General features: G+C 71.2%; 15 protein-coding genes. 5 read left to right on the top strand and 10 right to left on the bottom strand.

Translation table 11 applies throughout. The features are described 5' to 3' along the window. Position 1 precedes the first annotated feature (1 nt). Both ACIRRY_RS03885 and ACIRRY_RS03890 read left to right on the top strand, forming a co-directional pair. Complete coding sequence (locus tag ACIRRY_RS03885) at positions 2-1,990, top strand: alpha-1,4-glucan--maltose-1-phosphate maltosyltransferase (RefSeq protein ID WP_403967574.1); 1,989 nt, start codon at positions 2-4, stop codon at positions 1,988-1,990. Then, the gene (locus ACIRRY_RS03890) at positions 1,987-3,408 is read left to right on the top strand and encodes a hypothetical protein (protein ID WP_403967576.1); all 1,422 of its coding nucleotides are present in this window, start codon (positions 1,987-1,989) and stop codon (positions 3,406-3,408) included. Before ACIRRY_RS03885 ends, ACIRRY_RS03890 begins: the two co-directional genes overlap by 4 nt. 348 nt (positions 3,409-3,756) lie before the next feature. Here ACIRRY_RS03890 and ACIRRY_RS03895 read toward each other — a convergent pair whose 3' ends face one another. Further along, a complete protein-coding gene (locus ACIRRY_RS03895) occupies positions 3,757-5,112 on the bottom strand; it encodes a helix-turn-helix domain-containing protein (protein WP_403967578.1) in 1,356 nt (451 codons plus the stop codon). 287 nt (positions 5,113-5,399) lie between these two features. Here ACIRRY_RS03895 and ACIRRY_RS03900 point away from each other — a divergent pair, with 287 nt between their 5' ends. Then, on the top strand, positions 5,400-5,552 hold the full coding sequence (locus ACIRRY_RS03900) for a hypothetical protein (protein ID WP_329262681.1): 153 nt from the start codon (positions 5,400-5,402) through the stop codon (positions 5,550-5,552). Between the two features lie 33 nt (positions 5,553-5,585). Here the strand turns inward: ACIRRY_RS03900 and ACIRRY_RS03905 are convergent, their stop codons facing one another. The 3 genes from ACIRRY_RS03905 to ACIRRY_RS03915 are packed head-to-tail and all read right to left on the bottom strand — an operon-like array spanning position 5,586 to position 10,290. Then, positions 5,586-8,417 (bottom strand): dipeptide ABC transporter ATP-binding protein, encoded by a 2,832-nt coding sequence (locus ACIRRY_RS03905; RefSeq protein WP_403967581.1) that lies wholly within the window; start codon positions 8,415-8,417, stop codon positions 5,586-5,588. Continuing rightward, a complete protein-coding gene (locus ACIRRY_RS03910) occupies positions 8,414-9,283 on the bottom strand; it encodes an ABC transporter permease (RefSeq protein WP_403967583.1) in 870 nt (289 codons plus the stop codon). Before ACIRRY_RS03910 ends, ACIRRY_RS03905 begins: the two co-directional genes overlap by 4 nt. A gap of 23 nt (positions 9,284-9,306) precedes the next feature. Beyond that, positions 9,307-10,290, bottom strand: coding sequence for an ABC transporter permease (locus tag ACIRRY_RS03915; protein ID WP_403967585.1), 984 nt, complete (start codon positions 10,288-10,290; stop codon positions 9,307-9,309). Between the two features lie 112 nt (positions 10,291-10,402). Between ACIRRY_RS03915 and ACIRRY_RS03920 the strand changes: the two genes are divergently transcribed. After that, the gene (locus ACIRRY_RS03920) at positions 10,403-12,088 is read left to right on the top strand and encodes an ABC transporter family substrate-binding protein (RefSeq protein WP_403967587.1); all 1,686 of its coding nucleotides are present in this window, start codon (positions 10,403-10,405) and stop codon (positions 12,086-12,088) included. Positions 12,089-12,143: 55 nt separating this feature from the next. Here the strand turns inward: ACIRRY_RS03920 and ACIRRY_RS03925 are convergent, their stop codons facing one another. The 6 genes from ACIRRY_RS03925 to ACIRRY_RS03950 form a co-directional block, all read right to left on the bottom strand. Then, positions 12,144-13,361, bottom strand: a complete 1,218-nt coding sequence (locus tag ACIRRY_RS03925) for an IS701 family transposase (RefSeq protein WP_403967589.1) — start codon at positions 13,359-13,361, stop codon at positions 12,144-12,146. After that, entirely contained in the window at positions 13,354-15,513 is a 2,160-nt protein-coding gene (locus ACIRRY_RS03930) for an AGE family epimerase/isomerase (protein ID WP_403967591.1), read from the bottom strand. Before ACIRRY_RS03930 ends, ACIRRY_RS03925 begins: the two co-directional genes overlap by 8 nt. Position 15,514: 1 nt before the next feature. Further along, a complete protein-coding gene (gene glgX, locus ACIRRY_RS03935) occupies positions 15,515-17,662 on the bottom strand; it encodes a glycogen debranching protein GlgX (RefSeq protein ID WP_403967593.1) in 2,148 nt (715 codons plus the stop codon). Between the two features lie 50 nt (positions 17,663-17,712). Next, the gene (locus tag ACIRRY_RS03940) at positions 17,713-18,423 is read right to left on the bottom strand and encodes an NAD(P)H-binding protein (RefSeq protein ID WP_403967595.1); all 711 of its coding nucleotides are present in this window, start codon (positions 18,421-18,423) and stop codon (positions 17,713-17,715) included. Positions 18,424-18,484: 61 nt separating this feature from the next. Continuing rightward, entirely contained in the window at positions 18,485-19,837 is a 1,353-nt protein-coding gene (locus ACIRRY_RS03945; RefSeq protein ID WP_403967597.1) for a sugar phosphate nucleotidyltransferase, read from the bottom strand. 173 nt (positions 19,838-20,010) lie between these two features. Further along, on the bottom strand, positions 20,011-20,943 hold the full coding sequence (locus ACIRRY_RS03950; protein WP_403967599.1) for a YbhN family protein: 933 nt from the start codon (positions 20,941-20,943) through the stop codon (positions 20,011-20,013). A gap of 153 nt (positions 20,944-21,096) precedes the next feature. Here ACIRRY_RS03950 and ACIRRY_RS03955 point away from each other — a divergent pair, with 153 nt between their 5' ends. Next, on the top strand, positions 21,097-22,971 hold the full coding sequence (locus tag ACIRRY_RS03955; protein WP_403968344.1) for an ABC transporter ATP-binding protein: 1,875 nt from the start codon (positions 21,097-21,099) through the stop codon (positions 22,969-22,971). Positions 22,972-23,010 lie beyond the last annotated feature (39 nt).

The following is a 23,010-nucleotide window of genomic DNA, read 5'->3' on the forward strand; positions in this document are numbered from 1 at the left end:
CATGACACCGGTGACCGGGCGCATCCCCGTCCTCGACGTCCGACCACGGGTGCGGGACGGGGAGTTGCCCGCCAAGGCCGTGACCGGCGAACACCTCGACATCACGGCCACCGTCTTCCGCGAGGGCCACGGCGCCGTCGCCGCGGACGTCGTCCTGCACGATCCCGCGGGGCGCCCCGCCCACCGGGTCCCGATGACCCTCGTCGACGAGGACGCCGACCGCTGGCAGGCGACCGTGGTACCCGACACGGAGGGCCTCTGGACCTTCCGGGTCGAGGCCTGGGCCGACCCGCTGGAGAGCTGGCGGCACGACGCCGCGCTGAAGATCCGGGCCGGCGTCGACACCGAACTCACCCTCACCGAGGGCGCGTTGCTGTACGAACGAGCGGCACTCGGCATCACCGAATCGGACCGCCGGGAGGCGGTCTCCGCGGCCGTCGCCGCGCTCCGTGACACCCTGGGCCCCCCTCCGGCCCGGCTGTCCGCCGTCACCACCCCCCGGGTGACGGCCGCCCTGGGGCGCTACGCGCTGCGTGACCTCGTCACCGCCTCCCGGCCACTGCCGCTGCGCGTCGAACGGCGACGCGCCCTCTTCGGCTCCTGGTACGAACTGTTCCCGCGCTCGGAGGGGGCGGTGGTCCGGGCGGGCAGCCGCCCGGTCGGCGGCACACTGCGGAGTGCCGCCGAGCGGCTGCCCGCCGTCGCCGCGATGGGCTTCGACGTCGTCTACCTTCCACCGGTCCACCCGATCGGCAGGACTCACCGCAAGGGCGCGGACAACACGCTCCACGCGGGCCCCGACGACGTCGGCTCGCCCTGGGCCATCGGCTCCCGGCACGGCGGCCACGACAGCATCCACCCCGACCTCGGCACCAAGGAAGACTTCCGCCACTTCGTCGCCACCGCAAGGGAGTCGGGCCTCGAAGTCGCCCTGGACCTCGCCCTCCAGTGCTCACCGGACCATCCCTGGCTCACCGAGCACCCCGAGTGGTTCCACCATCGCGCCGACGGCTCCATCGCGTACGCCGAGAACCCGCCGAAGACGTACGAGGACATCCACCAACTCGACTTCGACGGCGACCCGGAGGGTCTGTACGCCGAGGCGCTGCGGATCGTGCGGCACTGGATGAACCTGGGTGTGCGGATCTTCCGCGTGGACAACCCGCACACCAAACCCGTGCAGTTCTGGGAGTGGCTGATCGCGGAGGCCGGCGCCACCGATCCCGATGTGCTGTTCCTGGCCGAGGCGTTCACCCGGCGGGCGATGGTGCACGCGCTGGCGCAGGCCGGCTTCCAGCAGTCGTACACCTACTTCACCTGGAAGAACACCAAGGAGGAGTTGACCGCCTACCTGCCCGAACTCGCCCTGGACAGCGCCGGGTTCCTGCGGCCCAACCTGTTCGTGAACACCCCCGACATCCTGCCCGCCTACCTCCAGCAGGGCGGCAGACCCGCCTTCGAGGTCCGGGCCGTGCTCGCCGCGACCGCCGCGCCGAGCTGGGGCGTCTACGCCGGCTACGAACTCTGCGAGAACACCCCGCTGACCGAGGGAACCGAGGACTACCTCGCCTCGGAGAAGTACCAACTCAGGCCCAGGGACTGGGCACGTGCGGAAGCGGAGGGCCGCACCATCACCCCGCTGATCACCCTCCTCAACCGGCTACGCCGACAGCACCCGGCGCTCCAGGAGTTGCGCAACCTGCGCCTCCAGAGCACGGACAGCGACCAGATCCTCGCCTACACCAAACGCGTCGAACTGCCCGACGGCGGCACCGACTTGGTGCTCGTGATCGTCAACCTCGACCCGCACCACGCCCACGAGGCCACCGTCACCTGCGACCCGGCCGCCCTCGGCCCGCCCGCCGACGGCACGCTCAAGCTGCGCGACGAACTCACCGGGGAGACCTACTCCTGGGGCGAGTCCACCTACGTACGCCTCGATCCGGCCCACCAGGTCGCGCACGTGCTCACACCCGCGGAGGGATCATGAGCGACGGCATCCTCGAACCCCTGCTCCCGGCCCTGGGACCCTGGCTGGAAGGGCGCCGCTGGTTCGACGCCCGCTTCACCGGGGCACACCTCGAAGCCCGCGCCGCGTCCGTGCTCGGCGACGAACCGCCCCTGCTGCTGCACGCCGTGGTCACGGCCCGCCGCCCGGGCGGAGAGGCCCTGCACTACCAGCTCCTGCTCGGCCTGCGCCCCGAACTCCCCGCCCGCCTCGAACCCGCCGCCGTCTCCACCGTCCCGTCCGGCCCCTGGCAGGGCTGGCGGGTCTACGACGCGCTCGCCGACGGCGCCCTGCTCGGACTGCTGCTGCGCACCCTGGCGGGCGGCGGTACGGGCCCCGGCCCGCGCCTGGAACGCACCGGCCGCTACCCGCTCCCCGTCGGCCTCGTCCCCCACCCGCTCGACGGCGAGATGAGCAACACGGCCGTGGCCTACGGCGGCCGTATCCTCCTCAAGATCTTCCGCCGCCCCGAACCGGGCCCGCACACCGAGGTCGAGGCCCTGCACGCCCTCACCCGGGAACACTGCGCACGCACCCCCCGCCTCTACGGCGCCCTGCACAGCGACGCCCCCGGCGCCGAGGGCCTGGTGCTCGGCCTCGTCGAGGAGTTCCTGCCCGACGCCCGGGACGGCTGGGAGGAGGCGGTGCGCAACGCGAGCGACTGCATGGCCGACGCGTGCCGCGGCGTGCCGGTGAGCGGCGGATTCACCCCGCACGCCCGCAGCCTGGGCCGGGCCGTCGCCGAGGTGCACGGCGCGCTGGACCGGGCGTTCGGCCGCAGCCGGCTCACCGCACCGGACGTGGCCGAGGAGGCCGCCCGGATGAACATGCGGCTCAAGGAGGCCGCCGAGGAGGTCCCGGCGCTCGCCCGCTACACCACCCGGCTCGGCGCCCTCTTCGACGACTACGCCCGGGTCGCCGGGCGCGGCTCTCCCGTCTTCGCCCAGCGCACCCACGGTGATCTGCACCTGGGGCAGGCGCTGCGTGCCACCGACGGCTGGCGGATCGTCGACTTCGAGGGCGAACCGGCCCGCACCGCCGCCGAACGCGCCCTCCCGCAGCCGGTGGTGCGGGACGTCGCCGGCATGCTGCGCTCCTTCGACTACGCGGCCCGCACCGGCCTCGCCACCCTGGAGTCCGCCGATCCCCAGGACGGTTCGCCCGCCGGACGGCTGCGCCGAAGGAGGCGGGCGGCCGCGTGGGCGGTGCGCAACCGGCGCGCCTTCATCGAGGGCTACGCCTCGGCCGGGCGGGAGGACCCGCACTGCCAGCCGGTGGTGCTGCGCGCCTTCGAGGCGGACAAGGCGATCTACGAGGCCGTGTACGAATCCCGCCTCCGCCCCGAACGGCTGCCCATTCCACTCGCCGCGGTGCACCGGCTGGCGAATACCTCCCGCTGATTCCCCGCCGAATTCCCCGTCGCCCGCCGAGAATTACGGTGACGGAACAGGGTGTGGAATTCGGGTGGCTCTCGGGAATCGACCGGTCCGGTCGCCGCCACCTGTCGACCGGAGACACGACGAACCCCCCGGCCCGGACACCCGTCCAGGCGGGGGGTTCGCAGGGTTCGGATCCGGCCGGAAACGGAACCGGGTCGCCTGCCCCGTCGGGCCGTTCGACGCCTGAAGGTCCATGCCTTTACCGGGGGCGACAGCCAAAGGCCCATGCCTTTGCGTGGGGCTGCCCGCGAGGTGAACTCCACCAGGAAGGTGGGGAATCGGGCCGGATTCGGGAAAACGGCCGGGGGTTCAGGAACGGCGGTGCTCGGTGAAGATCTGGCTGGGGTCGCGGTGCGGTGCCATGCCGGCCGCCGACAGGGCCCGGTCGTACGCCTTGAGCGCCTCGGCGGTGTTGCCCTGCCGCTTCCACAGGTCGCCCAGGTAACGCCAGTTGAGCGCCACCTGGTGGGAGGGCCGGAACTGGCGCAACTGCCGGGTGGCGGCCTGGAGATACTGTGCCGCCTGGTCGAAGTTGCCGCGCATCAGCTGGATCTCGGCGAGCGTGCCCCGGGCGCCGACGGCCTGGATGCGGGACTCGGTGCCGGTCAGCCCGAGCGCGCGCTCGGCGTGCGCCGCGGCCTCGTCCCAGTGCCCGAGCATCGCGTCCGCGTCGGCCAGCCCGATCTCGCACTGGGCCAGCTCCGGCGCGTTGCCGACCTCGGCCAGCAGTTGCTGCGCCTCCTCCAACAGCTGCTTGCCGCGCGCCGGTTCGGGCTCGTCGACCTGGAGGAGCAGTGAGCCGTAGTTCATCTTGAGCATGGCGAGGTGGCGCAGGTTGTCGTCCTCCGACATCAGCGCGAGCGCCCGCTCCACCAGGGCCATGGCCTCGTTCAACTGGCCCCGGGAGCGGGCCACCAGACCCGCGTTCCAGTACACCGCGCCCCGTGCGGCCCGGGCGCCCTGCTTCTCGGCGGCGTCGAGGAGCTTGCCGCCCATGAGCTGGGCGCGGGTCAGGTCACCGCGCATGTGGTACGACGCCATGAGCGTGGCGCCGAGCTGGACGTGGTCGACCGTCACGTCCAGGCCGAGGGCGTCCAGCCGGGACATGGCGCGCTCGCCGATCTCGATGCTGAGGGTGATGTCGCCGGCGTTGCGATAGCAGCGGCACAGGGCGACCGCGATCTGGCACCACTCGGCGGAACCCGAGGCCAGGTCGGGGTCGCGGTGGAGTTCCTCAAGGACCGCGATGGCTGCCTCGGTGCGGTCGAGCTTCTCCAGTGCGGAGGCCTGTCCCATACGGGCGCGCCGGGTCATGGTGACGTCCAGGAGGCTGGGCCTGGTCAGGAGTTCGCTGAGGGTCTGCAGTGCCTCGCCGTTGCTGCCGTTGCGCAGGGCCATCTCGCCGAAGGCCAGTCGCAGCCGCGCCTCTTCCAGCTCGTGGTCGTCCCGGCCGCTGCGCAGATACTCGGCGGAGCAGCCGAGGCGCTCCGCGAGCGTGGCGAGCACCGACTCCGAGGGAGCGCGCTTGCCGGATTCGATCAAGGAGATGTAGCTCGCCGATATCTCGCTGGACGCCAGATCCTGCTGCTTGAGGCCACGTTTGCCGCGCAGCAGCCGGATGCGCTCACCCAGCCCTGTGGTCGTCGTGTTTTCGAGAGGGTCCATGTGGGCTCCTTGGAGGTGGCTATGACCACCGGGATGACAGATCAACGTTACCAGTAAGTCCTTGACCATCCAATGGAGTTGGCATGATCGATTCGCTGGCGCGAAGCGGTCGTGGCTGGTCTGGGCTGGCATTTTCTGAATTGACGCTAATTCAGATCTCATTTGGGAAAGGGAGTTCCGCTTTTCGAGATCGTCTTTTGCTAGATTAATACTTGACTCATTGAGTAAGTTATTGTTGACTCTTCTTGTCAACGCGTCATCCGTAAATGCTCGGAGAGGAGATTTTCATGAGCATCAAAATATTCACGCTCATAGCAATCGTCGTCTTCGTCGGTGGACTTGTGACGAGCGGACTCTGGTTCAACGGTTCGGGTGCCACCACCCATCCCTTGCGCGAAGGCATCGCCCAGTCGAGCGGCGCGAGCGGCGCCTGCTGCTGAGGCGCTGCCCGCACCGAGAACGGCACTTCAGGCTCAGTGGACCGGTGGACGGTCCGGCGGCGGATTCCACGGCCGGCCGGACGTCCCCCGGTCTGTCCGTATGTGCTGCCAGGGCATTCCACCGTGCGGGAAATGACAGGCGACCGTGTGGGTGCCGGCCGCGGTGACCTGGGTCGGCCGCGGGATCTCGGTCTCGCAGCGCGTCCGGCGACCGGGTGTCAGCAGCGCGGCGACCGGACAGCGCGGCAGGAACCGGCACCCCGCCGTGACCGGCACACCGGACGGGGGATCACCGGGCAGCACGATCCGGCGCCGGGCACGTTCGGCGACCGGGTCCGGCAGCGGGACGGCCGACAGGAGGGCGCGCGCGTAGGGATGCCGGGGGGCGTCGAACACCTCGGCCACCGGCCCCGTCTCCACCGTGCGCCCCGCGTACATCACCGCGACCCGGTCGGCGATCTGCCGGACCACGGCCAGATCGTGCGACACCAGTAGATAGGCCGGCCCCAACTCCCGCTTCAGCCGCAGCAACAGGTCCAGGATCTGGGCCTGCACCGACACGTCCAGCGCGGACACCGGCTCGTCGAGCAGCAGCAGCGCGGGTTCGACGGCGAGCGCCCGGGCGATCGCGACGCGCTGCCGCTGCCCCCCGGAGAACTGATGCGGATACCGCTCCGCGTCCGCCGCCTCCAGCCCCACCTGCCGGAGCAGCCGAGGAATCCGCGCCGCTACGACGTCCCGTGGCACGCGCCGCGCGGACAGCGGCTCGGCGACGATGTCACCCACCGGCATCCGCGGATCCAGACTCGACATGGGGTCCTGCGGCACGATCTGCACGGCCCCGCGCAACAGCCGCGCCGTCCGCCGGGTCAGCCGGGCGACATCCTGCCCGAGGATCTCCACGACCCCCGCCTCCGGCGCCGTGAGCGACACGATCTCCATCAGGGTCGTGGACTTGCCGGCCCCGGACTCACCGACCAGCGCGAGGGTCTCCGCCCGGCCCACCTCAAGGTCGACCTCCTCCACCGCCCGCACCGCCCGCTCCTGGCGGCGCCGGCCACCGGAAGGGACGTAGGACTTCGCGAGACCGGAGACGCGGAGGACGACCTCGGAGGTGTCGGGGGCGGGTCCGGGGAAAGGGGTTGGGCCCGGTAGGGCAGGGGAGCGCGCGGGGTGCGACGGGCCGGGGGCGGACGGGTGTCGCCGTGAGGCCGGGGTGGCGTGGGCGGGGGCAGGGGGAGGGGCGGACGGCGGGGCGGGGAAGGGGAGTTCGGGGCGCGGCGGACCCGGGGCGGACGGGGGTTCGCGGCCAGGGTCGGGCGATGCGACGGACGGCGGAGTGGGGAAGGGGAGCGCGGGGTGTTCCCTCGGCCTCGGGTTCCTCCCTTTCGGGGCGAGCCGGGCGTGGCGTCCCCGTGAAGCGGGGGGTTCGTCGTTCGGGACGGTCGGTGTGTGGCTTTGCTGTGAGGTCGGGGGTTCGTTGTCGGGGGCGGTCGGTGCGTGGCGTCCCCGTGAGGCTGGGGGTTTGTTGTCCGGGGCGGCCGGTGTGTGGCTTTGCTGTGAGGTCGGGGGTTCGTTGTCGGGGGCGGTCGGTGCGTGGCGTCCCCGTGAGGCTGAGGGTTCGTCGCTCGGGACGGCCGGTGTGTGGCCTTGCTGTGAGGTCGGGGGCTCGTCGCCCGGGACGGACCGTGCGTGGCCCCGCCACATCCCCGGTTCCAGTTCGCTTGGGACAGCCCGAGTGGGCGGTCGTCCCCACGGGTCTGCTTCGTCTTCGGTGGGGAGGACCGGATTGGTGTGGCCCCCTGGATCGGCGCCGCCGTCCCACCCGCCGGAGGCAGGCTCCCCGCCGGGCGGAAACAGCTCCACCGCCGTCCGACGCGACACCAACCGCACCCGTCGGCAGGCGGCCTCGTGTGCGTCGAACCCCGCGAGGCCGGCCCTGGACGGGCTGTCCACGCCCAGGAGTTGGACGTCCGAGGTGACGCAGTCCGGTTCCACGAGCGGGCAGCGGGGGGAGAAGGCGCACCCGGGGCCCACCGCCCCCGGAACCGGGGCCGTGCCCGGGATGGGAGTGAGCGGAACGCGGGCGTCGAGGCGGGGTACCGAGCCGATCAGGCCGAGGGTGTACGGCATGCGGGGGCGGGTCAGCACCGCCTCGGTCGGGCCGGTCTCCACGATGCGGCCCGCGTAGAGGACGGCCACCCGGTCCGCCGCGCCCGCCACCACCCCCAGGTCGTGGGTGACCAGGAGCAGGGCCGCTCCCGTTTCCCGGCGGGCGGCGGCCAGGGCCTCCAACACCTGTGCCTGGACAGTGACATCGAGCGCGCTGGTGGGCTCGTCCGCGACCAGGACGTCGGGGCCGTTGGCCATCGCCATCGCGATCATGGCGCGTTGGCGCATACCGCCGGAGAGCTGGTGGGGATAGGCGCGCGCCGCCCACGCCGGTCGCGGTACCCCCACGAAGTCCAGCAGCTCCACCGCCCGGCGCCGCGCCGACTCCCGCTGCGGGCGCGGCCGTTGGTGGATGCGCAGCGCTTCCGCGATCTGGTCGCCGACCCGCAGCACCGGGGTGAAGGCGTGCAGCGGGTCCTGGAAGACCATCGCGATGCGGCGCCCGCGGATCCGGGCCAACTCCCGTACCGGCAGGCCCAGTAGCTCCTCACCCAGCAGCCGTACCGACCCGCCCACCCGGGCCCCCGCTGGTGCGAGCCCCATCAGGGCGAGCGCGGTGAGCGTCTTACCGGTGCCCGACTCGCCCACCAGACCCAGGACCTCACCCCGCCGCAGGGTGAGGTCGACACCGCGCACCACGGGCAACGGGCCGACGGTTACCGTCAGTTGGCGGACCTCCAGGACGGCGGTCACCCGGACAGCCTCGACAGGGTGGCCCGGGTCGGCGACGGCCCGGAGTCCGCGGAGGTCGGGTCCAGCGCGTCCCGAAGCGCCCCGCCGACGAGGTTGACGGCCAGCACGAACGCGATCAGCAGCCCCGTGGGGAAGAAGAACATCCACGGATACACCAGCACCACGTCCGTCGCGTCCGCGATCAGCGTGCCGAGGGAGACATCGGGCGGCTGGACGCCCAGCCCGAAGTACGACAGCCCGGTCTCGCTGATCACCGCCCCGCCCACGGCGATCGTCGCGTCCGTGATCAGGAACGACGCCGTGTGCGGCAGCACATGCCGCCAGATGATCCGCACCGGAGAGACCCCCATCAGCCGTGCCACCACCACGAACTGACGCTCCTTCAGGGAGAGTGTCATGCCGCGCACCGCCCGCGCCGTGACCATCCAGCCCAGCAGCGCCAGCAGCCCGACCAGCGCGATCCAGCCCCACTCGCGCAGCCTCGGCGCGACCACCACCAGCACCAGCAGACCCGGCAGGACGAGCATGAGGTCCACGACGAACATCAGCACCCGGTCGGTCCAGCCGCCGAAGTACCCGGCGCAGGCGCCCACCGCCGCGGCCAGCACGGTCGAGAACAGGGCCACCAGCAGCCCGATCAGCAGCGACTTCTGCAACCCCCGCACCACCTGCGCGAACACGTCCTGCCCGATCCGGTTGGTGCCCATCCAGTGCCGGGCGTCCGGCGGCTGCCGCAGCGCGGTGTAGTCGACGTCCGTGTGGGTCCACGGGCTGAGAGACGGCCCCACGAAGGCCAGCGCGAACAGCACCAGCAGCACCGCGAGCCCGCACACCGCCCCCGGCCGCCGCACCATCCGCTTCAGCACCGCCCGCCCTCGCCCCCCGGCGCTCACGGCTGCCGTACCCGGGGATCGAGGAGCGCGTGCACGACATCGGCCAGCAGCCCGGCGAGCAGCACGACGGCCGCGGCGAACAGGTCGATCGCCACCACCGAGTTGACGTCGCCCTTCTGCACCGAGTCGACGAGCCAACTGCCCATCCCGGGCCAGCCGAAGATCTCCTCGGTGAACACGGCCCCGGTGAACAGGGTCAGCACCCCGAAGGAGAAGAACACCGACACCGGGACGAGCGAGATCCGCAGTCCGTGCCGCAGCAGCGCCCGCCCCGGGGTGAGCCCCTTGGCCTGCGCGGTGCGCAGATGGTCGGCGCCGAGCACATCGAGGGTGGCGGCCCGCTGGTAGCGGCTGTACGAGGCGATCGCGGGGAGCGCCACACAGATCGCCGGGAGCAGCAAGTGGGCCGCCGTGTCGCGCAGTTGGACCGGCCAGCCGCCCTCCAGCCCCGGTGTGTGCTCGCCCGTGTAGAGGATGACGGTGCTGCCGGCGGCCCGGTTGACGGAGAGCGCCCCGGTCTTCAGGAGCACCGCCAGCACGAAGGTGGGCACGCACAGCACCGCGAAGGAGAACACCGTCAGCGCCCGGTCGCCGAGCCGGCCGCGCCGGACCGCCGCCCACACTCCGGCCAGCACGCCGACGGCCGTGCCGGTGACGGTGCCCACCAGGAGCAGCCGCAGCGACACCCCGACCCGGCGGCCGAACTCGGCGTTCACGGACTCGCCGTCGATGGTCCGGCCCAGGTCGCCGTGGACCGCCCGGTCCGCCCAGTGCCCGAAGCGTTCCGGCAGCGGAACGCGGTCGTCCATGCCCAGCCGGGACAGCTCGGCGTCGACGACCCGGCTGGGCGGGGGCGGCTGCCGGCCCTCGAAGTAGGCGCGCGGATCGAGCGCCGCCGAGGCGAGGGCGTAGGTGAGGACGACGGAGGAGAGGAAGAGGATCGTGCAGTGGACCAGGCGCCTGATGATCAGGGAGAGCATGGAACTCGTTCCGCTTCATGTGGGTGACACATCGTGATGTTAAGCTCCGGCTCCGCAATTCGCCGGACAGTTCGGGCAGTTGACGGTTCGTCCGCACTGGGAGGGCCGTGGGGTGCAGCGTTTACGGGTCTGGTTCGCCTGGACGGTGACGTGTGCGCTCACCCTTCTCACCGCGACCGGCTGTACCGGCTCCCCGCCCCCCGAACGACCCGCCGCCCTGCCGACGTACGGCACCTCCGACATCAACTCCCGCCCCTCGGGGGCTCTTCGCTCGGGCGGGACGCTGACCCTGCCGATCGCGCAGATGATCACGCAGTTCAACTTCGACCACGTCGACGGAGCCACGGACGACGTGTGGACCGTCGACAGCTTCACCGAGCCCCGGCTCTTCGCCCGTGACGTCAAGGGCGTCCCGCACACGGTCCCCGAGTACCTGCTCGCCGCCTCCGTCACCGGCACCGAGCCCCAGGTCGTCACCTACCGGCTCAACCCGAAGGCCCGCTGGTCCGACGGAAGGGCCCTGGGCCGGCGGGACTTCGCCGCCCAGTGGCACGCGCTCAGCGGCGCCGACCAGCGTTACCTGGTCGCCGACACCAGCGGCTACGACCGGATCTCCGACGTCCGCCAGGGCGCCGGCCCGCACGAGGTCCGCGTCACCTTCAAGCGGCCGTACGCCGACTGGCGCAGGCTGTTCACCCCGCTCTTCCCGGCCGCCGGCTATGACACCCCGCAGCGCTTCAACACCGGCTGGCAGGGTCGACTGCCCATCACCGCCGGGCCGTTCAAGCTGGCCTCGGACGACCGGACGGCGGAGACGCTCACCTTCGTGCCCGACCCCCGCTGGTGGGGCACCCGGCCCCGGCTCGACCGGATCGTCTTCCGCGTCCTGGACGCCGACGCCGCCCTCCAGGCCTTCCTGAACGGCGAGGTCGACGCGGTCAACGCGGCCACCAGCGAGGCCTACGCCCAGTTGAAGGGCGCCCGCGACAGCGACATCCGCATCGGGTCCGCGTGGGACGAGGTGCACATCACCCTCAACGGCGCGGGCGGTCCGCTCGCCGACAAGGCCGTGCGCAACGCGGTCCAACAGGCCGTCGACCGCACGGCGTTGGCCGAGGTCGCGGCCCAGGGCCTCCCGGTGAAGGTGCCGCTGCTCGGCAACCACTTCTTCATGACCAACCAGCCGGGATACACCGACGACTCCCGCCCGTACGGCAGTTACGACCCCGGCGCCGCCGAACGCGCCCTGGCCGCCGCGGGCTGGAAGAGCCCTGGCAGCGGGAAGCCGCGGGTCAAGGACGGCCACACCCTCACCCTCCGCTTCGTGCTGAGCGAGGGCACCAACCGGCTCGGCGAGGATCTCGCCCAGCTCGTCCAGCACATGCTCGCCCAGGTCGGCGTCCAGGTCGTCATCCAGCAGGTACCCGCCTCCGCCTACGCGTCCCAGTACCTGGAGAAGGGCAACTTCGACCTCGCCATCTTCCGCTTCACGGGCCTGACTTACCCCAGCTCCGCCTACGCCGTCTACCGCCGCCCCGAGACGGGACAGCCGTTCCAGAACTACGGCGGGGTCGGCTCGGCCGAGGTGGACAGCCTCCTCGCGCAGGCCGTCGGCACCCTCGACCAGAAGGCGGCCCAGCAGCTCTACGACCGGGCGGACGCCGAGATCTGGGCGCTCGGCCACGACATCGAGCTCTACCAGCGGCCGCAGATCCTCGCCGTGCGCAAGGGGTTGGCGAACTACGGGGTGCCGGGACTCGGTGACATCGACTTCAGCCGGGTCGGCTGGCAGAAGTGAGCGCACGGCGGCCCCGTACGGACGAATCCGTACGGGGCCGCCGCTGGGTGCGTGCTCAGACACGCGTCCGGCTCAGTGCTCTCTCGTCGGCCTGCTGGCGCACCATGTCGTAGCCGAACGCGGCCGAGGCCAGCGTCACATGGTGGTGCCAGCCCCGGAAGGACCGGCCCTCGAAGTCACCGAGCCCGAACTCCTCGTGCATCCGGCCCAGCGCCTCCTCGGCGAACCGCCGCAGCTGTGCCAGCGGGACGATCTCCGCGAGCCGGCGGGCCGGGAGGTTCGTCAGCCAGTAGGCGCGCGGCCGGGGGCGGCCGTAGGGCCAGTCCGCGAGCAGCAGCCGCGGTCGGGGTGCCGTGGCGGTGGCCGGGTCCGCGCGCAGCAGGACCGGGCCCGTCACGAACTCCGAGTGCCGCATGCGCTCGGTCACCGGATCGTGCCAGGTCACCGAGGTGCGCTCACCGTGCCGGGCCGCGTGCGCGGCGAGTTCGGCGAGCGTGCCGCGCACCCCCGGGGCGGTGGCCTGCCTGCGCGGCAGCAGCACCGGGGTGTGCGGCGCGGCCTGCACGAGATAGCCGAGCCCCCGTGCCTCCAGACCGCGCAGCAGGGGATCCGGGTCGCTCTCGCAGCGCCAGTCGGCCAGCACCGGCAGCGGCTCCAGGGACCACTCGTCGAGCATCTCGTCGAGCGCCTCCAGGATATAGCTCCAGCGGGGCCGGCAGCGTTCCTGGACTGGCACGTGGGCCTGGCCGCGCAGTCGCTCGTCGAGATCCCAGCGGGCCGGCAGCATCAGCCGCCAGTTCACCGGGACCCCGCCGGCCTGCCCCACCAGTGAGGCGGCGAGGGCCAGTTGGCAGTTCACCGTCCGCTCCTGGGAGGCCGCGTACTGCCGGGCCACGCCCACCGACCGGTCGCCGTTCTTGGCGAAGACGACCTCGTCGACGGACCAGGCCTCGGCCCGCGAGGCTCGCACCACCTGCCGGGCGAGCCGCCCCCGGACGGGAGCCGACGCCCACGGACTCTGGTTCACGAACTGCTGGATCTGCTGCACGGCCCGCTTGCCGAGCACCTGCTCGGAGATCCGGGCCGGCGTCTTGCGCCCGGGCACGTCCAGCAGCCCGCGCACATACACCTCGCCCCAGCGCCGCTGGTCGGCACGGGTGAAGTCGCCGAACAGATCACGGCAGTAGGCGGGGAGCCCGGCCAGGGCGCCCGGCGGTGCCCCCGGGGTGCGCATCGAGGGTAATGGGAGCGTGAAGGTCGCGAGTTCAGTCATGGTTGCACTCGTCACCCCCAGCCAGCAGGAAGGCGTCCGTCGCGAGCAACGCGTCCGCCACGTCCGGCAGCGCGCAGCCCACGATGACGAAGTCGACGTCCAGGCCCGCCTTGGTGCGCTGGAACAGCAGCTCGTTGATGGCGGGCCGGCACATGCCCCCGACCTCGCACAGATGGAACTCCACGCGCTGTGGGGTCGCCGCCATCACCTCGGCCAATATCCTGCGGAACTTGCCCAGTTCGGCCGCGTCGATCACCCCGTGGCAACTCACGTGCGCGGTACCGCCGTCGAACGAGGTGCGCATCCGCAGCCGCATCGTGGCCGGCTCCAACTCGACGCGGACCCGCACCGGTTCGTCGCCGCGCGGCAGCCGGACCGTCAGGGCCTTGCCGTCGAAGTCGCGGTACGGCTGGTCGTCGACCCACACCCGGGTCAGCTCCACCGAGCCGGCCGGCAGCAGATCGGGCGCCACCCGCAGCACCCGGTCCGGGAGGTCCTCCGGGCGGGGCTTGAAGTGCAGGGTGACCGGGTCGTTGCTGAGCAGCAGCCCGGTGTAGGTGGCCGCCAGATAGCACAGCTCCAGCGCGTGGTAGCCGGCCATGGCGTGGCTGCCCTTGAGCCGCTCGGTGCCCAGCAGATACGGGATGCCGCCGGCGAGGACGTTGAAGTAGACGCCGCCGTCCTGGTAGTCGAGGAAGAAGGCGTTGTAGAACGCCGCCGCCTCGCGGCCCAGCCGCAGTTGCTCCGGGTCGCCGGTGGTGCCGGCCAGGATCAGATAGGCGAGGATCGCCTGCTCCTGCTGCCACCAGGCCTTGCGGTCGTGCCACACCATGCGGTGGATGCCGCTGTCCGGGTCGGGCTGCCGCTCGACCACGTCCAGCCAGCCGCATCGCAGTCCGTCGCTGCCCACCGCCGGCATGATCTCGGCGATGCGCTCGGCGGTCGTGGCGTACTCGGGCTTGTCGAACAGGGCCTTGATGCGCGTCAGGTTCCAGGCGATCTTGAGGTTGTGGCCGACGACCGCCCGGTCCTGCTGCCAGCCCCAGGTCCGGTCCGGACTCCAGTCGGCGTGGAACCGCTCCTGCACGAAGGGGCTGTTCGGCTCGTCGGGGAACCGCTCCACGATGGTGTCCGCGGTCTCCTCCAGGAGCGCCGCGAAGTCCGAACGGCCCGTGGCGAGATAGGCGTTGATCAGGTACGCCGGGGCGTGGTCGCCGACCGAGTTCCAGTTCTTGCGGGCCCGGTTGCGGCCGAGCGAGTCGGCGTTCGGGTCGAGCGTGATCGGGTCGATGTGCGAGAAGAACCCGCCGCGCACGGGATCGCGGAAGTACTTCTGGAACAGGGCGGACGTCCGGTCGATGTCCTCCAGGATCCGCGGGTCGCCGGTGATGCGGAAGGTCTGGGTGGGGCCGGCGAGCGCGTAGATCTGCTCGTACATCGGGATCGCGTCGAAGTCGTCGCCGAACTCCGAGGCGAAGACCGGGCGGTGGCCGGAGGAGGTGATGTCGATGCCGTGGTACCAGTAGGTGATGCCGTCGGCCACGTCGTCCACCCGCATGTGCTCGCGCAGATACAGGGTGCCGGCCTCGGCCGCCTCCAGGAAGCGGTCCTTGCCGGTCAGCAGATACGCCGTGGACAGGCCGTAGACGAGCCGGGAGATGGTGTCCGTCTCCTGGCGCACGTCCCCGCCGGCGAAGTCCGGCAGATGGGTGCCGCTGAGCGTGAGGTGGGTGCGGAACCCGCGCCAGTCGTACACCCCGTCGGGGAACTGGCCGCGCAGATAGAAGTCGGCGATGGCGGTGGCCTGTTGGACCCACCAGTTCGGGTGCTCGAAGACGTACTGGCCGCGGGTCTCCTCCGGGAAGGTGATCTCCTTCGCGTCGAACCGGGAGCCGCCCTCCCACTCGTAGAGGATGCCGTACGCGAAGACGAACCGGCCCTCGGCCAGCATGTCGACGGTGTCGGCGGTGGTGTCGCGGTAGTCGTCGCCGAGGTTGCGGACGATGCGGGAGACGGCGTTGGACGCCAGGTGGACGGTGAACTCCCGTTCGTCGGAGGTGCGCAGGCCGAAGCGGCGGCCGGTGGGGCTGTAGTAGGTGACGTAGCCCGCGAGGGTGTCGGAGTGGGTGCGTCGTTGGGCAGGTGTACTCATCTCAGGTGCCCTTCTCGTCGGGCAGGGCCGCCAGCAGGACGACGCTGCGGCCCTGGGCGTGGTGGGTGGGACCTTCGACCAGCTCCTCTTCTCCGGGCGGCGGGATGTCGTCGGGGCCGGGGCGGGCCGTGTCGAGCACGCGGTGCCAGCGGTGACCGGGGATGACGGGCAGCTCGAAGTCGAGGCCCAGGTGGTACATGTTGAGGATCAGATGCAGATCGGGGTCGCCGTCGAAGCCGCCGTACGTGCAGGCCAGCACCCGGGCGTTGGGGTCCTCCCAGCCGGGTTGGTCGAGCCGGGTGCCGTGCCAGGTGATGTCGGGCAGGGAGCGGGAGTTGAGGCGTTCGGAGAAGAACTGCGGTTCGCGCAGGGTGCGGTAGCGCCCCCGGAGCCGGATGACGCGCTGGGTGAAGCCGGTGGTCTCCTTCTCTTTCCTGGCCTGGTTCCAGTCGAGCCAGGAGACCGGACCGTCCTGGCAGTAGCCGTTGTTGTTGCCGCCCTGGCTGTTGCGGAACTCGTCGCCGGCCAGCAGCATCGGCACCCCGCGGCTGAGCATCAGCAGGGACAGCAGGTTCTTGATCTGCCGCACCCGCAGGTACTCGACGTCGGTGTCGTCGCTGGGGCCCTCGACACCGCAGTTCCAGCTGTAGTTCTCGTCGGCGCCGTCGGCGTTGGCCTCGCCGTTGCCGTGGTTGTGCTTGGTGTTGTAGCTGACCAGGTCGTTGAGGGTGAAGCCGTCGTGGCAGGTGATGAAGTTGATGCTGTTGGTGGGCAGTTCGCCCTGGGCGGCGAACAGGTCGGCCGAGCCGCCGAGCCGCGAGGCGACTTCGCCGACCATGCCCGCGTCGCCGCGCACGAACCGCCGTACGTCGTCGCGGAACGGGCCGTTCCACTGCGCCCAGCGCTTCCCCGGGAAGCGGCCGACCTGGTAGAGGCCGCCGCCGTCCCACGGCTCCGCGATGATCTTCGTCTCGGAGAGCACCTGCGACAGCTCGATCGCCCACAGGGCCGGCGGCACGGCCATCTCGTAACCGAGCGGGCCGCGCGAGAGTTCCGAGGCGAGGTCGAAGCGGAAACCGTCGATGTGGTGCTCGGTCACCCAGTACTCGAGGCTCTCCACGATGAACTTGGTGACCATCGGATGGTTGGCGTTGACCGCGTTGCCGCAGCCCGTGAAGTCCATGTAGTGCGAGCGGTCCTGCGGCCACAGGTGGTAGTACGCCTCGTTGGCCGCGCCCCGGAAGCTGATCGTCGGCCCGAACTCGTTGCCCTCGCTGGTGTGGTTGAAGACCACGTCGAGGATGACCTCGATGCCCGCCTGGTGGAACGCCTTCACCATGTCGCGGAACTCGGTGATGTGGGTGGCGAGATGGGGGCTGGAGCAGTAGCCGGTGTGCGGGGCGAAGAAGCCGTAGGGGTCGTAGCCCCAGTAGTTGCGGCGCGGGGTGCCGTCGGGTCCCGAGCGCAGGACCTGGGTCTCGTCGAAGTCGAAGACCGGCAGCAACTCCACGGCGGTGACGCCGAGTTCGCGCAGATGCGGGATCTTGTCGATGACGGCGGAGAAGGTGCCCGGCCGCTCGGCGTCCGAACTCGGCGAGGCGGTCAGACCGCGTACGTGCATCTCGTAGACGACGGTGTCCGCCATCGGGGTGCGCAGCGGGGTGTCGCCCTCCCAGTCGTAGTCGTCGAGGTCGACCACCAGACTGCGCATGCAGTGCTCGACGTTGTCGCCGGGGCCGATCGCGTGGGTGCGGTCCCAGCGGCCGTTGATGTTGGCGCGCGCGTACGGGTCGATCAGCACCTTGCGGTGGTCGAAGCGGGTGCCCAGCTCGCCGTTGTCGCGCGGTCCGTCGATGCGGAAGGCGTAGACCTGGCCGGCGCCGATCCCGCGGACGTGGCAGTGCCAGAAGTGGAAGCTGCGGTGCCGGTCGGGGAGCAGTGTGATGGTGCGGTACGGCCGCGGGCTGTCGCAGTGCTCGAAGAGCAACAGGTCGACCCGGGTGGCGTGTTCGGAGAAGAGCGAGAAGTTGACACCGTCGGCGTCGACGGTGGGGCCCAGCGGCTGTGGCCGCCCGGGGGTGACGTCGGAGGGGTGGCCGCCGGGGGATCCGGTGGCCTCGTCGGGGCGTAAGGTCAGTTGTTCTGTCATGGCATCGGTCGCAGAGTCCGTCGGAGTGTCGTACGCATGGGTGGCCACCCTCAGGTGAGTGCGGCCCGGGCCGCGGTCGGGGCGTCGGCGCGGAGGCCGGCGAAGAGTTCCTGCCAGGGCACGGGCGAGGTGCCCGGTCCCGTCTCGCTGCGCATCTCGAAGGTGACGCCGCGGGCGGCGGGGGAGTACAGCGCCTGCACACAGGCGTCGGCGACCAGCGGGCGGGTCACGATGCCGTCGCCGAAGTCGCCCTGTTCCAGGTGCAGATGGCCGTGTCCGGGCTCGTCGGTCAGCCAGCCCGGGCGGATCACGGTGTAAGGGAGTCCGGAGCCGCGGACCGCGTTCTCGCCGGCGAGGCGCCAGTCCAGCATCCGGCCGTAGGCGTTCATGGGGTGGTCGCGGCGGGTCACATGGCGCTGGCTGACCAGCACGAAGTGCGGGCTCGCGGCGGTGGAGCGCAGGGCGTCGAGGACGTGGCGGACCCCGGTGTGCAGGGTGGTCTCGGGGCTGTCGGGACCGGCGTCGTCGGTGCCCGGCTCCACGATGTAGACGACCGCCGAGCAGCCGTACAGCGGGGTGCGGACGGAGGCGGGGGCGCGCACGTCGGCCGCGAAGAACTGGGCCTGCGGCGGTGTGTGGCGGCGGGCCCGCTGGGTGGAGCGGCCGATGACGCGGACGCTCTCGCTCCGGGCGAGCAGTTGACGGGCGACGAGCCGGCCTACGCGGCCGGTTCCTCCTATGACGGCGATCGGGCTGTCCATCGAGTTCTCCACGGGGGCTGCGGAAGAGCCGGAAAGGGCGGGGGAGTTGGCGGGGGAGCGCTCAGATCCACTGCAGGATGTCGTCGGAGCTGGTCAGATGGGTGCCGGTGGGCAGACCGGTGACGGCGGGCACCCGCAGCCGGGGATAGACGCTCACCCCGGACAGCCGGGTGCCGGGACGCAGATCGGCGGCCTCGCCGATCGCGGAGTGGACGAGCCGGACGGGGTTGTCGCGCTCGGAGTGCACCCGCGCCATCGGCCCGACGTACGAGTCGGTGATGCGGGCGTACGGCCCGACGACAGCGCTGTCGCCGATCGCGGCCCGGCTGATCCGGGCGCCCTCGTCCACGTCCACGCCGTCACCGATGTCGCTGAACCGGAGCTTCACGCCCGGTCCGATCTCGGCGTTGCGCCCGATGCGGACGGCGGGGCCGATGACCACACTGCCCTCGGAGATCTTCTGGGCGAGGGTGGTACCGGTCACGCTGTCCTTGGTGCGCAGGCTGGACTCGTGGATCCAGTACGGCGGGTGGGCGCTCGTCGGTTCGCCCATGGCCCGGGTCATCCACGGGTAGCGGCCGTCGAGCACGTCGCCGAGGGTGGCGAGGTAGTCGGGAATGCTGCCGAGGTCGCCGAGCCGGTCTATGGGCGCGGCGGCGACCGGCAGCCCGCGCCCGACCAGCCAGGGCAGCAGGTCGCCGCCCCAGTCGAGGCGCTGCTGGGCGAGCCGGATCATCTCGGGGGTGCGCACGGCCAGCCGCAGCCGGCCGCAGTCGACCAGGTACATGCCGGCGTTGGTGGGCAGGGTGCGGACAGCCGACGATAACAAGGCCAACGAGGGCAACGATGTCTCGGGGAAGATCCGGTGGACGCGGTCGAGGTCGGGTTTCTCCACGAAGCCCGAGACCAGTCCGTCCGGGGAGGTCTGCATCACGCCGTACTTGCCGGCGATCTCCTCGGGGGTGCGGCCGACCGAGGCGACGGTCACGACGGCGTCGGCGGCGTCGTGCGCGTCCTTGAGTCTGCGCAGGTCGAACTCGAAGACGGAGTCCACCGGCAGCACCAGGGCACGGCCCGCCAGGTCCCACTGTTCGAGGTTGTGCAGGGTGGCGGCGCCCGATCCGACGTTGTAGCGGTCGAGGCGGGCACGGGAGTAGTGGATCTCCACGCCGAACCGTTCGCCGTGGCCGAGCACGAGCTTGATCTGGCTGTGGTTCTCGGCGCCCTGGGCGATCACGTAGAAGCGGCGGATGCCCTGGTCGCGGCAGGACTGGACGAGCCATTCGACGACGGAGCGGCCGACGAACGGGATGAGGGCCTTGCTGCGGATGTAGTCGGCCGAGGCGAGGGTGAGCGGCTTGGCGCGTTCGCCCCTGCCTCCCGCCAGGATGATTCCTAACGTCTCGTCCCCCATGACAGTCCTGCCTCCTCGGCTGACAAATCAACGCTCTTCAGTCAACTCGTGCTGTCATGCAGAGTCAAGTAAAAAGTAAAACAAGGTAGTTGGGGCAAACGCGAAGCAGCCCCGGTCAATGTTCCGACCAGGGCTGATGTCGCTTTACAAGAAGATTCGAGCGGACCCGAGAATCAGATGACTCTCAGCCGCACCAGCGCTCCGAGGGTCAACGCCCCCGGAATGATGGGGATCCAGACCGTGATGATCCGGTAGGCCAGCACCACCGCCGTGGCCACCGCGACCGGGCCGCCCGCCGCCACCAGCGCCACGATCAGCGCGGCCTCCACCGAGCCGATCCCGCCCGGCGTCGGCACCAGCGCGACCGCGACCGTCGCCGCCAGGTAGGCGAGCGCCATCTGCGCGGGTGGCACCGGCAGGTTCAACGCCTGCCCCACGGCCACGAGTCCGGCCGCCTGGAGCGCGGGGAACGCCAGCGAACCGCCCCACAGCGCCAGCGCCCGGGCCGGCCGCGTGTGCACGGAACGCGCCTCACTGAACGCCGTACGGAGGAACGACAGGATCGCCGTACGCAGCCGGCGCACCAGTACGAGGACCAGGACCGCCACGCACAGCACGGCCCCGATGATCAGCATCAGGGGGCCAAGTGCCCCTGCCGGAAGGAGAGTTCCCAGGCGCAGGGCGTCCGGGAAGGCGATCAGCAGACCGGTGAGCAGCGTCAGCCGGGCTATCGACTCGGCGAGCAGGAACAGGGCCAGCGCGGCCGAGGAGCGGGCCAGCGGCAGCCCGCACACCGTCAGGAAGCGCAGGTTCACCGCACCCGCGCCAAGTCCCGTGGGCAGCAGGTGATTTGCCGCGCCCGCAGCGAACTGCGTGGCCAACAGCCGCCGCGCGGGCAGCCGTTCGACCACCGCGCCCTGTCGGGTGAACGCGGCGGCGACCCAGGTCAGACAGGTGGCAGCGGCCGCGGCCACCAGCCAGGGCCACTCCGCCGAGCGCAGTTGGCCGAAGCCGTCGACGAGGACAGACCGGTGCTGGACGGCGACGACGGCGACCAGAAGCAGGGGAAGCAGGCACAGGATCTGCCGGACGCGGATGTGTCTCACACCACTGGAGGTTCTCCGCGCCACGACAACTGCGGGTTGCGGCAGCGGGGACAGTTCCTTACACGAGGCCCTACACGGGGATGCGCCGCGCGGCGATGTCGCGATTGTGTTGACCTCGACAACGCTTGAGGTCCTACGGTCTCTCCCATGAGCATGGAGAGCACGGCCTGGACCCAACTGCACAGTGTCATGACCGCGGAACAGGAGCGCCGCCCGTTCGCCCGCGCCACGCTGCGCCGCATCGCGGAGTTCGCGCGCCCGCACCGCCGCCCGATCGCCCGCTTCGTCCTGCTCGGGGTGGTGACCGCGCTGCTCGCCGTCGCGACCCCGGTCCTGGCCGGCCATGTCGTCGACGCGATCGTGTCGGGCGGCGACGACGGCACCGTCGTACGCCTCGCCCTGCTCATCGCCCTGATCGCGGTCGCCGAGGCGGCCCTCGGCATTCTCGGCCGGCGGCTCTCCTCGGCGCTCGGGGAGGGACTCATCCTCGATCTGCGGACGGCTGTGTTCGATCATGTGCAGCGCATGCCGGTCGCGTTCTTCACACGTACCCGTACGGGAGCGCTCGTCTCCCGGCTCAACAACGACGTCATCGGCGCGCAGCGGGCGTTCAGCAACACCCTGTCCGGAGTGGTCAGCAACGTCGTGACCCTGCTGCTCACCCTCGTCGTCATGCTCACCCTGTCCTGGCAGATCACCCTGCTCGCCCTCGTGCTGCTCCCGGTGTTCGTGATCCCGGCCCGCCGGATGGGCAGCCGCATGGCCCGTATGCAGCGCGAGGCGGCGACCCTGAACGCGGCGATGGGCACCCGGATGACCGAACGTTTCTCCGCCCCCGGCGCCACCCTCGTCAAACTCTTCGGCCGCCCCGAGGAGGAGTCCCTGGAGTTCGCCGACCGCGCGAGCCGGGTCCGCGACATCGGCGTCCGCACGGCCACCGCCCAGTCGGTGTTCATCACCTCGCTGACCCTGGTCTCCGCCCTGGCCCTCGCCCTCGTCTACGGCCTCGGCGGCTGGTTCGCCCTGCACGGCAGCCTGGAGCCGGGCGCGGTCGTCTCCCTCGCGCTGCTCCTGACCCGCCTCTACGCCCCGCTCACCTCCCTCGCCGGAGCCCGCGTCGAGGTGATGAGCGCCCTGGTCAGCTTCGAGCGCGTCTTCGAGGTCCTCGACCTGAAACCGCTGATCGAGGAGAAACCCGACGCCCGCGAGGTGCCCGAGGGCCCGGTCGCGGTCGAGTTCGACGAGGTCCGCTTCGCCTACCCCTCCGCCGACAAGGTCTCCCTCGCCTCACTCGAAGAGGTCGCCACCCTCGACACCCGCGGCGGCGCCGAGGTCCTGCACGGCATCTCCTTCCGCGCCGAACCCGGCCAGACCATCGCCCTCGTCGGCTCCTCCGGCGCGGGCAAGTCGACCATCGCCCAACTCCTGCCGCGTCTCTACGACGTCGACGAAGGCGCCGTCCGCATCGGCGGGCTCGACGTCCGCGACCTCACCGCCGGCTCCCTGCGGGCCACCCTCGGCATGGTCACGCAGGACGGGCACCTGTTCCACGAGTCGGTCCGCGCCAACCTGCTGCTGGCCCAACCTGGTGCTGCCGAGGCCGAGTTGTGGGACGCGCTGCGCCGCTCCCGCCTCGACGATCTCGTACGGTCGCTGCCCGACGGCCTGGACACGGTCGTCGGCGAACGCGGCTACCGGCTCTCCGGAGGCGAGCGCCAACGCCTCACCATCGCCCGCCTGTTGCTGGCCCGCCAGCGCGTCGTCATCCTCGACGAGGCCACCGCGCACCTCGACAACACCTCGGAGGCGGCCGTGCAGGAGGCACTGACCGAGGCGTTGCAGGACCGCACGGCCGTGGTGATCGCCCACCGGCTGTCCACCGTGCGCTCCGCCGACCAGATCCTCGTCGTCGAGGCGGGCCACATCGTGGAACGCGGCACGCACGACCAACTCCTCGCCACCGGTGGGCGATACGCCGAGCTGTACCGCACGCAGTTCGCGAAGCAGCAGCCGGAGACGGTCGCCTGACGAGGCGTCAGGGATCCGGTGTGGTCGGAGCTTCGGTGT

Source organism: Streptomyces sp. NPDC101776 (assembly GCF_044766845.1).
In the GTDB taxonomy this organism is placed as follows: Bacteria; Actinomycetota; Actinomycetes; order Streptomycetales; family Streptomycetaceae; genus Streptomyces.

What these genes read in the sequence shown, in the direction of transcription:
- ACIRRY_RS03895 (WP_403967578.1), bottom strand. Translation starts at nt 5,112, where the DNA reads ATGGACCCTCTCGAAAACACGACGACCACAGGGCTGGGTGAGCGCATC.
- ACIRRY_RS03940 (WP_403967595.1), bottom strand. Translation starts at nt 18,423, where the DNA reads ATGGACAGCCCGATCGCCGTCATAGGAGGAACCGGCCGCGTAGGCCGG.
- ACIRRY_RS03955 (WP_403968344.1), top strand. Translation starts at nt 21,097, where the DNA reads ATGGAGAGCACGGCCTGGACCCAACTGCACAGTGTCATGACCGCGGAA.
- ACIRRY_RS03885 (WP_403967574.1), top strand. Translation starts at nt 2, where the DNA reads ATGACACCGGTGACCGGGCGCATCCCCGTCCTCGACGTCCGACCACGG.
- glgX (WP_403967593.1), bottom strand. Translation starts at nt 17,662, where the DNA reads ATGACAGAACAACTGACCTTACGCCCCGACGAGGCCACCGGATCCCCC.
- ACIRRY_RS03890 (WP_403967576.1), top strand. Translation starts at nt 1,987, where the DNA reads ATGAGCGACGGCATCCTCGAACCCCTGCTCCCGGCCCTGGGACCCTGG.
- ACIRRY_RS03915 (WP_403967585.1), bottom strand. Translation starts at nt 10,290, where the DNA reads ATGCTCTCCCTGATCATCAGGCGCCTGGTCCACTGCACGATCCTCTTC.
- ACIRRY_RS03945 (WP_403967597.1), bottom strand. Translation starts at nt 19,837, where the DNA reads ATGGGGGACGAGACGTTAGGAATCATCCTGGCGGGAGGCAGGGGCGAA.
- ACIRRY_RS03900 (WP_329262681.1), top strand. Translation starts at nt 5,400, where the DNA reads ATGAGCATCAAAATATTCACGCTCATAGCAATCGTCGTCTTCGTCGGT.
- ACIRRY_RS03930 (WP_403967591.1), bottom strand. Translation starts at nt 15,513, where the DNA reads ATGAGTACACCTGCCCAACGACGCACCCACTCCGACACCCTCGCGGGC.
- ACIRRY_RS03925 (WP_403967589.1), bottom strand. Translation starts at nt 13,361, where the DNA reads ATGACTGAACTCGCGACCTTCACGCTCCCATTACCCTCGATGCGCACC.